Genomic DNA, 14133 nt, shown 5'->3' with positions numbered 1-14133 from the left:
ACTGTAGGGACACGCGGATGTAACGATCAGAGCCCCTTGCAGAAATTTGCCGCAAGGTCTTTCGGCTCGTTTTCATCCCTGTTACGTTCCTGGCAACCCGGCGAGCCGCGAGGGAGCGGTCGGCGGGAGGCTGGTTTCCGCCTCCGTCTTCCCGGGATCATTGAAGGAGTTCACATGCGGCGTGGCATAGCGTCCACCGCGCTGGTCGCGGCCCTTGGGCTGTCGATGGCGGCCTGCGGTGGTGGGGACGAGGGCAACGGCGGCAAGAAGAGCTCGGGCGAGCTCTCCGGCACCGTCACCTTCTGGGACACCTCGAACGAGGCCGAGAAGGGGACGTACCAGGCACTGGCCGAGGGCTTCACCAAGCTGCACCCCAAGGTCAAGGTCAAGTACGTCAGCGTGCCCTTCGGTGAGGCCAACGCCAAGTTCAAGAACGCGGCGGGCGGCAACTCCGGAGCACCGGACGTCATGCGCACCGAGGTCGCCTGGGTCGCCGACTTCGCCAGCCTGGGCTACCTCGCCCCGCTGGACAACACCCCCGCCATCGACCAGGAGGTCGACTGGCTGCCGCAGGCCGCGGCCAGCACCAAGTACGAGGGCAAGACCTACGCGGTGCCGCAGGTCATCGACACCATGGCACTCTTCTACAACAAGAAGATGCTCAAGGACGCCGGGGTCGAGGTTCCCAAGTCGATCGACGAGCTGAAGGCCGTGTCCGCCAAGATCAGCGCGAAGTCGCCCGGCAAGACCGGTCTCTACCTGCGCGGCGACGACCCGTACTGGTTCCTGTCCTTCCTCTACGGCGAGGGCGGTGACCTGGTCGACGCCAAGGCGAAGACCATCACCATCGACGACGAGTCCGGCGTCAAGGCGTACAAGACCATCAAGGACCTGGTCGACTCGAAGGCGGCGATCACCGACGCCTCCGACGGCTGGAACAACATGCAGAACGCGTTCAAGTCCGGCAAGGTCGCGATGATGCTGAACGGCCCGTGGGCCATCGCCGACTCGCGTGCCGGCGCCGAGTTCAAGGACCCGAAGAACCTCGGCATCGCGCCCGTCCCGGGCGGCAGCGCCGGCCAGGGCTCCCCGCAGGGCGGCTGGAACCTCTCCGTCTACGCCGGTTCCAAGAACCTGGACGCGTCCTACGAGTTCGCCAAGTACATGAGCTCCGCCAAGGTCCAGCAGCAGACCACCGAGAAGCTGAGCCTGCTGCCCACCCGCCTCTCGGTCTACACGCAGCCGTCCGTCGCGAACAACGAGATGGTGCAGTTCTTCAAGCCCGCCGTGGACAAGGCCGTCGAGCGCCCGTGGATCCCGCAGGGCAACTCGCTCTTCGAGCCGATCCGCCTCCAGATGGCCAACGTCCTCACCGGCAAGACCGCGCCGGACAAGGCCGCCAAGGAGACCGGCGACGCCTACCGCAAGCTCCTCAAGGACTACAAGTAAGCAGTGAGAAGGGCTGACCGACCCATGGCTGTCGAGACCAGCCAGTCGGTGGCACGGGCCGCGGGCGCACACAGCGCCCGCGGCCGCGGCCGCCGCACTGACAACAACGCGGGCGGAAAGAACCCGGGGAGGCTGCGCCGGGGGCTGTCCACCCACTGGTACGCCTGGAGCATGATCGCCCCGGTGGTGATCGTGATCGGCGTGATCATCGGTTACCCGCTCGTCCGCGGCATCTACCTGTCACTGACCGACGCCAACGAGGCGAACGTCGAGCGGACGATCGGTGTCAACCACATCCCCGCGACGTACGAGTTCGTCGGCCTCGAGAACTACAAGGCGATCCTCAGTGACGGCGTCTTCTGGGACCGGCTCGGCTGGACCCTGGTCTGGACGGTCACCTGTGTCGCGATCTCCTTCTCCCTCGGCCTGGTCCTGGCCAACATGCTCAACCGCAAGATCAAGGGACGCGGCTTCTACCGCATGGCCCTGATCCTGCCGTGGGCCGTGCCCGCCTTCGTTTCCGTCTTCACCTGGAAGCTGCTCTTCAACGAGCGCAGCGGGCTGTTCAACAAGCTCCTCGCCGGCGGCGGCATCGACGCGATCTCCTGGCTGAACGACCCCACCTGGGCCAAGGTCTCCGTCATCGCCGTCAACGTCTGGCTCGGCGTGCCCTTCATGCTCGTCGCCATGCTCGGCGGCCTGCAGGCCATCCCCGGCGAGCTGTACGAGGCGGCCGAGATGGACGGCGCGAGCGCCTGGCAGCGCTTCCGCCACATCACCCTGCCCGGGCTGCGGCCCGTCTCCGGCACGGTGATCCTGCTCAGCTCCATCTGGACCTTCAACATGTTCCCGGTGATCTTCCTGCTCACCAGGGGCGGGCCCGGCGACGCCACCGAGATCCTCGTGACGTACGCCTACCGGCTCTCGTTCGTCGTCAGCCCGCGCGACTACGCGGGATCGGCGGCCTGGGGCGTGCTGATCCTGGCGCTCCTGTCGCTCTTCGCGGTGGTCTACCGCCGCGCGCTCCGCAAGCAGGGAGACATGTGGTGACCACCGACACGACGACCCAGCCCCGCAAGGTCCGGGCCCGCGGCGAGCGGTCGCCGCTGGCCTCCGTCGGCCTGCACCTGACACTGATCACCACCGCCGTCATCGCGGTCTTCCCGCCGCTGTGGCTGGTGGTCACCTCGTTCAAACCGAAGACGGACGCGTTCGACACCGCGCTCGTCAAGAACTTCACGTTCGACAACTACAGCCACGTCATCTCCGACACCCAGTTCCTCTCCTGGCTGGGCAACTCGCTGATCGTCGTCGGGCTGACCACGGTCATCGGCGTCTTCATCTCGGCCACCACCGGCTACGCCGTCAGCCGCTTCCGCTTCCCGGGCCTGCGCCCGCTCATGTGGATGCTGCTGATCACCCAGATGTTCCCGGTCGCCGTGCTGATCGTGCCGCTGTACAACCTGCTGGCCTCGCTCGGCATGCTCAACCAGCCGATCGGTCTGGTGATCACCTATCTCACCGTCGCCGTGCCGTTCTGTGCCTGGATGATGAAGGGCTACTTCGACGGCATCCCCGCCGAGATCGACGAGGCGGGCCGGGTCGACGGGCTCACCCCGTTCGGCACGTTCTGGCGGCTGATCATGCCGCTGGCCAAGCCGGGCCTCGCCGTCACCGCGTTCTACACCTTCATCACCGGCTGGGCCGAGGTCGCCTACGCGTCCGCGTTCATGACCGGTGAGGAGAACCTGACCCTCGCCGGCGGCCTGCAGACCTTCGTCAACCAGTACACCGCCGACTGGGGCTCGCTGACCGCCGCCGCCGTTCTCATCGCGGCGCCCGCCGCGATCGTCTTCGGCTTCGTCCAGCGCCACCTGGTCTCCGGACTGACCGCCGGCGCCACCAAGTCGTGATCCCGCGCCGGCCGGCACCCGCCGGCCGGCGCCGCCACGCGTCACCGCCGTACCACCCCGTCCAGGTCCGCGGCGCCGGTCCGGGCCTGTCCCCCGGACCGGCGGCCGCTCCACTCCTTCATCCCAGGGAAGTCATGACCCAGCACCTCGCTGCCCCCGCCGCCCCGACCACCGGCACGCACACGGGCTGGTGGAGAGACGCGGTGATCTACCAGGTCTACCCGCGCAGCTTCGCCGACGGCAACGGCGACGGCATGGGTGACCTGGAAGGCGTCCGCAGCCGACTGCCGTACCTCAAGGAGCTCGGCGTCGACGCCGTCTGGCTCAGCCCCTTCTACGCCTCCCCGCAGGCCGACGCCGGCTACGACGTCGCCGACTACCGGGCCATCGACCCGATGTTCGGCAGCCTGCTCGACGCCGACGCGCTGATCCGCGAAGCCCACGAGCTGGGCCTGCGCATCATCGTCGACCTCGTTCCCAACCACTCGTCCGACCAGCACGAATGGTTCCAGCGGGCGCTGCGCGAAGGCCCCGGGTCGCCGCTGCGCGACCGCTACCACTTCCGCCCCGGCAAGGGCGCGGACGGCTCCCAGCCCCCGAACGACTGGGAGTCCATCTTCGGCGGCCCCGCCTGGACCCGGGTCACCGAGCCCGACGGCACCCCCGGCGAGTGGTACCTCCACCTCTTCGCGCCCGAGCAGCCCGACTTCAACTGGGAACACCCCGCCGTCCGCGACGAGTTCCGCTCGATCCTGCGCTTCTGGCTCGACATGGGCGTCGACGGCTTCCGGGTCGACGTCGCCCACGGCCTCGTCAAGGCCGACGGCCTGCCCGACATCGGCGCCCACGACCAGCTCAAGCTGCTCGGAAACGATGTCATGCCGTTCTTCGACCAGGACGGTGTCCACGAGATCTACCGCAGCTGGCGCCAGGTCCTGCAGGAGTACGACGGGGAGCGCGTCCTCGTCGCCGAGGCCTGGACCCCCACCGTCGAGCGCACCGCCCACTACGTGCGCCCCGACGAGATGCACCAGGCGTTCAACTTCCAGTACCTCGGCACCCACTGGGACGCCGCCGAGCTGCGCCAGGTCATCGACGCCTCGCTCGCCGCGATGCGGCCCGTCGGTGCCCCCACCACCTGGGTCCTGTCCAACCACGACGTCACCCGGCACGCCACCCGGTTCGCCAACCCCGCCGGACTCGGCACCCAGCTGCGCACCCCCGGCGACCGCGAGCTCGGACTGCGCCGCGCCCGCGCCGCCACCCTGCTGATGCTGGCGCTGCCCGGCTCCGCCTACGTCTACCAGGGTGAGGAGCTCGGCCTGCCGGACGTCACCGACCTGCCCGACGAGGTCCGTCAGGACCCGTCGTTCTTCCGCGCCACCGGTCAGGACGGCTTCCGCGACGGGTGCCGCGTCCCCATCCCGTGGACGGTCGACGGCTCCTCGTACGGCTTCGGCGCCGGCGGCAGCTGGCTGCCCCAGCCCGCCACCTGGGGCGGTCTGAGCGTCGAGGCGCAGACCGGCGACCCGGGCTCCACCCTGGAGCTCTACCGCAGCGCGCTCGCGGTCCGCCGCGAGCAGCCGGGGCTCGGCGCGGGCGAGGACGTGGAATGGCTGGACGCGCCCGAGGGCGTCCTGGCCTTCCGCCGCCGCACTTCCGAGGGGGTCTTCGTCTGCACCGCCAACACCACCGGCGAGACGGTGCGGATCGAGGTGCCCGGCCGCATGCTGCTCGCCAACGAGCAGGTGCGCACCAGCCTGGACGGTACGGCGGCTCTGCCCGCGGACACCACCGCCTGGTGGGCGGTGTGACCGTCCCCCTGCCGCGCGCCGAAGCGCGGACCGAGCCGCGGGGCGACGGAGGAGGCGCCCCGCGGCTCGCGGACATCGCGGCACAGGCCGGGGTCAGCGAGGCCACCGTCAGCCGGGTCCTCAACGGCAAGGCGGGCGTCGCGGCCTCCACCCGGCACCGGGTGCTGGCCGCCCTGGACGTACTGGGCTACGAGCGGCCCGTTCGGCTCAAGCGCCGCAGCGCCGGCCTGGTCGGCCTGGTCATCCCCGAGCTGACCAACCCCATCTTCCCTGCGTTCGCGCAGGTCATCGAGCAGGTGCTGGCCGGGCACGGCTACACGCCGGTGCTCTGCACCCAGATGCCCGGCGGTGCCACCGAGGAAGAGCTGGTCGAGCAGCTGGAGGCGCGCGGCGTCACCGGCATCGTGTTCCTCTCCGGTCTGCACGCCGACTCGGCGGCCGACCCCGCCCGGTACGTCGCGCTGGCGGGCCGGGGCGTGCCGTTCGTCCTCATCAACGGCTTCAACGAGCACATCGACGCCCACTTCGTCTCGCCCGACGACCGGTCGGCCGCGCGCATGGCCGTACGCCACCTGGTCGACCTCGGACACGAGCGCATCGGTCTCGCCATAGGCCCGACCCGGTACGTCCCCTCCCGGCGCAAGGCCGAGGGCTTCGTCGCGGCGCTGCACGCGATGCTCGGCGTGCCGAGGGCGGACGCGGAACTGCTGGTGCGGCCCACCCTGTTCGGAGTCGAGGGCGGCCACGCGGCGGCCGGCGAACTGCTCGACGAGGGCTGCACGGGCATCGTCTGCGGCAGCGACCTGATGGCGCTCGGCGCGATCCGCGCGGTACGGGGCCGGGGACTCGACGTCCCGCGCGACGTGTCGGTCGTCGGGTTCGACGACTCCCCGCTCATCGCGTTCACGGACCCGCCGCTCACCACGGTGCGCCAGCCGGTGCAGGCCATGGCGACGGCGGCGGTGGACGCGCTGCTGGAGGAGATCGACGGGAACCCGGTGCAGCGGACGGAGTTCGTCTTCCAGCCGGAGCTGGTGGTGCGCGGTTCCACCGCGCAGCGGAGGTAAGGAGACCCGGGGCCTGCCCTGTTGGGGGCGGCGGGGTCTTCTTCGTGGCCCCGGGGCTCCCGGCTCTCATGACCGGCCCGATCGTGACCGGTCCGATCGGCCGGGCGCGTGGAGCCCCCGGGGTACGAGGGACCCTCGGCCGACCGGACCGGAGTACTGGTTGAACGTAACACCGCTGCAAGGCTTGCGAAAGACCTTGCAGCGAGGAAAGCCCCAGATTTCCGGGGTGTGACCGGACCGTGTCCAAAGGGTTGACCGCAGCCCGAGGGCCTCGTACGGTCTCGACCGAAAACTGTTGCTGCTTTCTTGCAGCAAGAGCCTTCAAAGGCCTTGCGGGCATGGCGCGTTGCCGTACGAGGCTGCACCGTCGCATCCGCACCTCCCCTTCCCCAGGAGGAACCATGGCCCGAAAGACCGTGGCCGCTGCACTCGCCCTGGTGGCGGGAGCCGCTGTGGCCGTCACGGCACCCCCCACGCCCGCGCAGGCCGCCCCGCCCGGTGAAAAGGACGTCACCGCAGTCCTGTTCGAGTGGAACTTCGCCTCGGTGGCGAAGGCCTGCACGGACCAGCTCGGCCCCGCCGGATACGGCTACGTCCAGGTCTCCCCGCCCCAGGAGCACATCCAGGGCGGCCAGTGGTGGACCTCGTACCAGCCCGTCAGCTACCGCATCGCCGGCCGGCTCGGGGACCGCGCCGCCTTCCAGTCGATGGTGAACACCTGCCACGGCGCGGGCGTCAAGGTCGTCGTCGACACCGTCATCAACCACATGGCGGCCGCTTCCGGCACCGGTACCGGGGGCTCGTCGTACACCAAGTACGGCTACCCCGGCCTGTTCTCGGCCCCCGACATGGACGACTGCACCGCGCAGATCACCAACTACCAGGACAAGGTCAACGTCCAGAACTGCGAGCTCGTCGGGCTCGCGGACCTCGACACCGGCGAGGAGTACGTCCGCACCAAGATCGCCGGCTATATGAACGACCTGCTGTCGCTCGGTGTCGACGGCTTCCGCATCGACGCGGCCAAGCACATGCCCGCGGGCGACCTGGCCGCCATCAAGGCCAAGCTCACCAATCCCTCGGTGTACTGGAAGCAGGAGGCGATCTACGGCGCCGGAGAGGCCGTCTCGCCCGGCGAGTACCTCGGCAACGGCGACGTGCAGGAGTTCCGATACGCCCGGGACCTCAAGCGAGTCTTCCAGAACGAGAACCTCGCCCACCTCAAGAACTACGGCGAGGGCTGGGGCTACATGCAGTCCGGCAGGTCGGCGGTCTTCGTCGACAACCACGACACCGAGCGCGGCGGCGACACGCTCAACTACAAGAACGGCGCCGACTACACACTGGCCAGCGTCTTCATGCTGGCGTGGCCGTACGGCTCCCCGGACGTCCACTCCGGCTACGAGTGGTCCGACAAGGACGCCGGCCCGCCGAACGGCGGCCAGGTGAACGCCTGCTACAGCGACGGATGGAAGTGCCAGCACGCCTGGCGCGAGATCTCCTCCATGGTCGCCCTCCGGAACGTGGCCCGCGGTCAGGGTGTCACGAACTGGTGGGACAACGGCGGTGACCAGATCGCCTTCGGGCGGGGCGACAAGGCGTACGTGGCCATCAACCACGAGTCCTCGTCGCTCACCCGCACCTTCACCACGTCCCTGCCCGCCGGTGACTACTGCGACGTGCAGAACAACCGCAACGTCACGGTGAACGGCTCCGGCCAGTTCACGGCCACCCTCGGCGCCAACACGGCCGTCGCGCTGCATGCCGGGGCCCGCAGCTGCTCGGGCTCGACCACACCGGTGAACAGCGGCGCGTCCTTCGCCGTCAACGCGACCACGGTGCCCGGCGAGAACATCTACGTGACGGGCAACCTGCCGGCCCTCGGCAACTGGAACACGGCCGCCGCCCCGAAGCTGGACCCGGCGAGCTACCCGGTCTGGAAGCTGGACGTGAGCCTGCCGGCGGGCACGGCGTTCGAGTACAAGTACGTCCGCAAGAACGCCGCGGGCAACGTCACCTGGGAAACCGGTCCGAACCGCACGGCCACGGTCCCGGCCACGGGCAAAATCAGCCTGAACGACACGTTCCGCACCTGACGGCCGGGCACGCCGGACCCGTGCCCCGGGCTCCGGCCCCGGGCTCCGGCCCCAAGCTCCGGGCACCACCCGGTCGGGTGGTGCCCTCCCGGTCCGCCGTGCGGAACGCACGCCCACAACCGTGGGCGGGAGCTTCGGTCCTGGGCGGACGTACCGGGTACGGCCCCGGGGCACACCCCGGGGCCGCCCCCGCGGCGCGGAGTACCGCTTCGCCGGGGAAGCAGCCGCCTCGTGGAACGCGGGGCCGAAGCCCACGTCGGCACGACCGGCACGACCGGAACGCCTGGCTCGGCGCCGTGCGGCGCCGGGTCGGCACATCACCGGGGGCGGGGGAAAGGCCCCCTCCCCGTGCCCCCGCCCCCGCGGCGCGGGGGCACAGCCCCACGGCCACCCAACCCCCTCCCGCAGGGGTTCGGGCAGAAACGGGTGGGGCTTCGACTCGCTAAGGAGAACCGCCTTGATACGGCTACGACCCGCGCCGCGCAGAACCGCGGCCGCCCTCGCGGCGGCGACGGTCGCGGCGCTCGTCCCCGCGCTGCCGGCGTCCGCCGCGCCGCCCCCACCCGCGCCGCCCTCGGACAAGGCGCTCGCCGCCACGCCCGCACGTCATGACCTCACGCGCGAGCAGTTCTACTTCGTCCTGCCCGACCGCTTCGCCAACGGCGACACCGGCAACGACCGCGGCGGGCTGACCGGCTCCCGCCTCGCCACCGGGTACGACCCCACCGACAAGGGCTTCTACCAGGGCGGGGACCTCAAGGGCCTCACCCGGCGCCTCGACTACATCAAGGGCCTCGGCACCACCGCCATCTGGCTGGCGCCGATCTTCAAGAACCGGCCCGTCCAGGGAGAGGGCAAGGACGCCACCGCGGGCTACCACGGCTACTGGATCACTGACTTCACCCAGGTCGACCCCCACTTCGGCACCAACGAGGACCTCGAGACCCTCATCGACAAGGCCCACGCCAAGGGCATGAAGGTCTTCTTCGACGTCATCACCAACCACACCGCCGACACCGTCGACTACGCCGAGAAGAAGTACGGCTACCGCCCCAAGGGCTCCCACCCCTACCTCGACACCAGCGGCCGCCCCTTCGACGACCGCGACAAGATCGGCAAGGTCGACGCGGACTCCTTCCCGTACACGCCGGTCGAGAAGGCCAACACCAAGGTCCCCGCCTGGCTCAACGACCCCACGATGTACCACAACCGCGGTGACTCCACCTGGGCCGGCGAGAGCACCGAGTACGGCGACTTCGCCGGCCTCGACGACCTGTGGACCGAGCGTCCCGAGGTCGTCGACGGCATGAAGCGCATCTACGAGAAGTGGGTCCGCGACTTCGACATCGACGGCTTCCGCGTCGACACCGTCAAACACGTCGACCTGGACTTCTGGACCCAGTGGGCCACCGCCCTCGACGCCTACGCGGCCGAGCGCGGCCGCGAGGACTTCTTCATGTTCGGCGAGGTCTACTCCGCCGACACCGCCGTCACCTCGCCCTACGTCACCCGGGGCCGCCTCGACGCCACCCTCGACTTCCCCTTCCAGGGCGCCGCCCGTGCCTACGCCTCGCAGGGCGCGGACGCCGGCAGCCTCGCCAGGGTCTTCGCCGACGACTACCGGTACACCACCGACAAGGCCAATGCCTACGAGCAGGTGACCTTCCTCGGCAACCACGACATGGGCCGCATCGGCGCGTTCCTGAAGCAGGACAACCCGAAGGCGGACGACGCCGAACTGCTCGCCCGCGCCCGCCTCGCGGGCGAGCTGATGTTCCTCAGCCGCGGCAACCCGGTGATCTACTACGGCGACGAGCAGGGCTTCACCGGCGCCGGTGGCGACAAGGACGCCCGCCAGACGCTCTTCGCCTCCAAGACCGCCGACTACCTGGACGACGACCGGATCGGCACCGAGCGCACCCACGCCGACGACGCGTACGACCCGACCCACCCGCTCTACGAGCACACCGCCCGGCTGTCCGCCCTCACCCGGCAGCACCCCGCCCTGCGTGATGGCATCCAGCGGGAGCGGTACGCCAAGGACTCCGTCTACGCCTTCTCCCGCACGGACGCGAAGGCCCGCACCGAGTACGTCGTCGCCACCAACAACGCCACCACCGGGAAGACCGTGACGCTGCCGGTGGACTCGGCCGGCTTCACCACGCTGTACGGCGGCTCCGGAACCGTCCGCGCCACCGACGGCACGATCACCGTCACCGTGCCCGCGCTGTCGTCGCTGGTGCTGCGCGCCGACAAGCCCCTGCCCGCCCCCGCGACGAAGCCGTCCCTCACGCTGAGGGCCCCGGCCGCCGGAGCCACCGGCACCGTCGAGATCTCGGCCGGCGTCGACGGCGGACAGCTCAACCGGGTCGTGTTCGCCGCCCAGGTCGGCAACGGAAAGTGGCGCACCCTCGGCACCGCCGACCACGCCCCCTACAAGGTCACCCAGCACATCACCGCCCCGGCCGGCACCGCCCTGCGCTACAAGGCGGTCGCCGTCGACAGCCACGGCCGCACCGCGAGCGCCCTCGCCTCCACCACCGCGGGCCAGGTCCCGCCGGCGGACAGGCCCACGGCCGTCGAGCGCCCCTACGCCGTCGTCCACTACAAGCGCCCCGGCGGAGACTACGACGGCTGGCAGCTGAAGGCCGCCGGCGCCACCGCCGCGTTCACCGGCCGTGACGCCTTCGGCGCGTTCGCCTGGATCAAGGCGCCCGACGGGGCCTCCACGATCCCGTACACCGTCGAGAAGGACGGCACCGCCGACGGGCCCGCGCGAAGCATCACCCTCGGCCGCACCGGCGAGGTCTGGATCACGCAGGGCCAGGACGGCCAGTCCGACACCGCCCCCGACGGCACCTACCCGCCGCAGGACACCAAGAAGGCCGTCCTGCACTACCAGCGGCCCGACGGGGACTACGACGGCTGGGGCCTGCACACCTGGACCGGCGCCGCCCAGCCCACCGACTGGGCCAAGCCGCTGATGCCGGTCCGCACCGACGCGTACGGCGCGACCTTCGAGGTCCCGCTCGCCGAAGGCGCCACCTCGCTCAGCTACATCCTCCACAAGGGCGACCAGAAGGACCTGCCCACCGACCAGTCGCTCTCGTTCGCCGGCCACGGCCGCGAGGTGTGGCTGCTCGCCGGACAGCCCACGTACCTGCTGCCGCAGACCGGCGGCACGCCGAAGCTGGACCTGACGAAGGCCGAGGCCCAGTTCATCGACCGCACCACCGTCGTGTGGAAGGTCAAGGCGACCGACGCCACCAGCCAGCAGCTCGTCTACGCGCCCAACGGCGGCATCCGGGTCGTCGACGGCGCCCTCAGCCACGAGGGCCACTGGCTGCGGCTCAGCCCGTCCGCACTGACCGAGGCCCAGAAGGCGAAGTACCCGCACCTGAGGGACTACCCGGCCTTCACCGTCGACCCGCGTGACCGCGACCGCGTCACCCCCGCCCTGCGCGGCCAGCTCATCGCCACCCAGCGGGCCGCCAACGGTGCCCTGCTCGCCGCCACCGGCGTCCAGATCCCCGGTGTCCTCGACGACCTGTACGCCGCGAAGGCCACCGGCGCCGCGCTCGGCCCGGTGTTCCGCCACGGCCGGCCCACCCTGTCCCTCTGGGCCCCGACCGCCCAGAACGTCACCCTGGAACTCGACGGCAGGCGCGTGCCGATGAAGCGCGACGCGGCCTCCGGCGTCTGGTCCGTCACCGGTGCCACGTCCTGGAGCGGCAAGCCGTACCGCTATCTGGTCAAGGTCTGGGCGCCCAGCGTCCAGAAGGTCGTCACCAACCAGGTCACCGACCCCTACTCCACCGCCCTCACCACCGACTCGGCCCGCAGCCTCGTCGTCGACCTCGCGGATCCCGCCCTCGCCCCCAAGGGCTGGGCCGGCCTGAGGAAGCCTGCCGCCGTCCCCCTGCGCGACGCGCAGATCCAGGAGCTGCACGTCCGCGACTTCTCGATCGCCGACCGCACCTCCCGGCACCCGGGCGGCTACCTCGCCTTCACCGACCGCGACTCGGCCGGTATGAAGCACCTGAAGTCGCTGGCCGGCGCGGGCACCTCGTACGTCCACCTGCTGCCGGTCTTCGACATCGGCACCGTCCCGGAGAAGAAGTCCGACCAGGCCGTCCCGGCCTGCGACCTCGCCTCCTATGCCCCCGACTCCGACGAGCAGCAGGCGTGCGTCGCCGAGGCCGCCGCCAAGGACGCCTACAACTGGGGCTACGACCCGCTGCACTACACCGTCCCCGAGGGGTCCTACGCCTCCGACCCGGACGGCACACGCCGCACCGTCGAGTTCCGGCAGATGGTGCAGGGGCTGAACGGCGCCGGCCTGCGGACCGTCATGGACGTCGTCTACAACCACACCGTGGCGAGCGGCCAGTCCGACAAGTCGGTCCTCGACAGGATCGTGCCCGGCTACTACCAGCGGCTGCAGGCCGACGGCACCGTCGCCACCTCCACCTGCTGCGCCAACACCGCGCCCGAGAACGCCATGATGGGCAAGCTCGTCGTCGACTCGGTCGTCACCTGGGCCAAGGAGTACAAGGTCGACGGGTTCCGGTTCGACCTCATGGGCCACCACCCGAAGGCCAACATCCTCGCGGTCAGGAAGGCCCTGGACGCCCTCACACCCGCGAAGGACGGCGTCGACGGCAAGAAGATCATCCTGTACGGCGAGGGCTGGAACTTCGGCGAGATCGCCGACGACGCCCGCTTCGTCCAGGCCACTCAGAAGAACATGGCCGGAACGGGCATCGCGACCTTCTCCGACCGGGCCCGTGACGCCGTGCGCGGCGGCGGTCCCTTCGACGCCGACCCGGGCGTGCAGGGCTTCGCCTCAGGCCTGTTCACCGACCCCAACACCTCGAAGGCGAACGGCACCCCGGCCGAGCAGCGGGCCCGGCTCCTGCACTACCAGGACCTGATCAAGGTCGGGCTCTCCGGAAACCTCGCCTCCTACTCCTTCACGGACACCGGCGGCCGCACGGTCAAGGGATCGGAGGTCGACTACAACGGCGCCCCCGCCGGTTACGCCGCCGCCCCGGGCGAAGCCCTCGCCTATGCCGACGCGCACGACAACGAGACCCTCTACGACGCGCTGGCGTTCAAGCTGCCGGCCGCGACCTCGCCCGCCGACCGGGCCAGGATGCAGGTTCTCGCCATGGCGACCGCCGCGCTCTCCCAGGGCCCGGCCCTGTCGCAGGCCGGCACCGACCTGCTTCGGTCCAAGTCCCTCGACCGCAACTCCTACGACAGCGGTGACTGGTACAACACGGTCAACTGGGACTGCCGGGCGGGCAACGGCTTCGGCCGCGGGCTGCCGCCGGCCGCCGACAACAAGGACAAGTGGTCCTTCGGCAAGCCCCTGCTGTCGGCGCCGTCGCTGACCGTCGGCTGCCCGCAGATCACCGGCGCCTCCGCCGCCTACCGGGACCTGCTGAAGGTCCGCACGACGGAGAAGGCGTTCAGCCTCGCCACGGCCGAGGAGGTCCAGTCCGCGCTCTCCTTCCCGCTGTCAGGGAAGGACGAGACCCCCGGCGTGATCACCATGCGCCTCGGTGACCTGGTCGTGGTCTTCAACGCCACGCCCGAGAAGCAGGCCCAGTCCGTCCCCGCCCTCACCGGCAAGGCGTACGGCCTCCACCCGGTCCAGGCGAACGGTGCCGACGCCACGGTGAAGGCGTCGTCGTACGAGGCGGCCTCGGGCACCTTCACGGTCCCGGCGCGGACGGTGGCCGTCTTCGCCCAGCGGTAACCGCGACGGCCGGTGCCCCGGTCCGGACTC

General features: G+C 70.5%; 7 protein-coding genes. All 7 read left to right on the top strand.

Annotated features, from left to right (window positions below; translation table 11 throughout):
* Nucleotides 1-174 precede the first annotated feature (174 nt).
* Nucleotides 175-1449, top strand: a complete 1275-nt coding sequence (locus tag ACY34K_RS02295; protein ID WP_462742644.1) for an extracellular solute-binding protein — start codon at nucleotides 175-177, stop codon at nucleotides 1447-1449.
* A 24-nt stretch (nucleotides 1450-1473) separates the two neighbouring features.
* Nucleotides 1474-2499, top strand: coding sequence for a carbohydrate ABC transporter permease (locus ACY34K_RS02290; RefSeq protein WP_462742641.1), 1026 nt, complete (start codon nucleotides 1474-1476; stop codon nucleotides 2497-2499).
* Complete coding sequence (locus ACY34K_RS02285) at nucleotides 2496-3362, top strand: sugar ABC transporter permease (protein WP_462742638.1); 867 nt, start codon at nucleotides 2496-2498, stop codon at nucleotides 3360-3362. The genes ACY34K_RS02290 and ACY34K_RS02285 overlap by 4 nt, the downstream gene beginning before the upstream one ends.
* Nucleotides 3363-3496: 134 nt before the next feature.
* Entirely contained in the window at nucleotides 3497-5176 is a 1680-nt protein-coding gene (locus ACY34K_RS02280) for a glycoside hydrolase family 13 protein (RefSeq protein ID WP_462742635.1), read from the top strand.
* A complete protein-coding gene (locus ACY34K_RS02275; protein ID WP_462742775.1) occupies nucleotides 5161-6243 on the top strand; it encodes a LacI family DNA-binding transcriptional regulator in 1083 nt (360 codons plus the stop codon). The genes ACY34K_RS02280 and ACY34K_RS02275 overlap by 16 nt, the downstream gene beginning before the upstream one ends.
* Nucleotides 6244-6644: 401 nt before the next feature.
* Nucleotides 6645-8339, top strand: a complete 1695-nt coding sequence (locus tag ACY34K_RS02270; RefSeq protein WP_462742632.1) for a carbohydrate-binding module family 20 domain-containing protein — start codon at nucleotides 6645-6647, stop codon at nucleotides 8337-8339.
* Between the two features lie 457 nt (nucleotides 8340-8796).
* Nucleotides 8797-14103: a pullulanase-type alpha-1,6-glucosidase gene (pulA, locus tag ACY34K_RS02265; RefSeq protein WP_462742630.1), complete on the top strand. Its 5307-nt coding sequence runs from the start codon at nucleotides 8797-8799 to the stop codon at nucleotides 14101-14103.
* Nucleotides 14104-14133 lie beyond the last annotated feature (30 nt).

It is taken from the genome of Streptomyces sp. STAM6 (assembly GCF_054963715.1).
This window is presented reverse-complemented; position numbering and strand designations above follow the sequence as displayed.

What these genes read in the sequence shown, in the direction of transcription:
- ACY34K_RS02295 (WP_462742644.1), top strand. Translation starts at nt 175, where the DNA reads ATGCGGCGTGGCATAGCGTCCACCGCGCTGGTCGCGGCCCTTGGGCTG.
- ACY34K_RS02290 (WP_462742641.1), top strand. Translation starts at nt 1,474, where the DNA reads ATGGCTGTCGAGACCAGCCAGTCGGTGGCACGGGCCGCGGGCGCACAC.
- ACY34K_RS02280 (WP_462742635.1), top strand. Translation starts at nt 3,497, where the DNA reads ATGACCCAGCACCTCGCTGCCCCCGCCGCCCCGACCACCGGCACGCAC.
- ACY34K_RS02270 (WP_462742632.1), top strand. Translation starts at nt 6,645, where the DNA reads ATGGCCCGAAAGACCGTGGCCGCTGCACTCGCCCTGGTGGCGGGAGCC.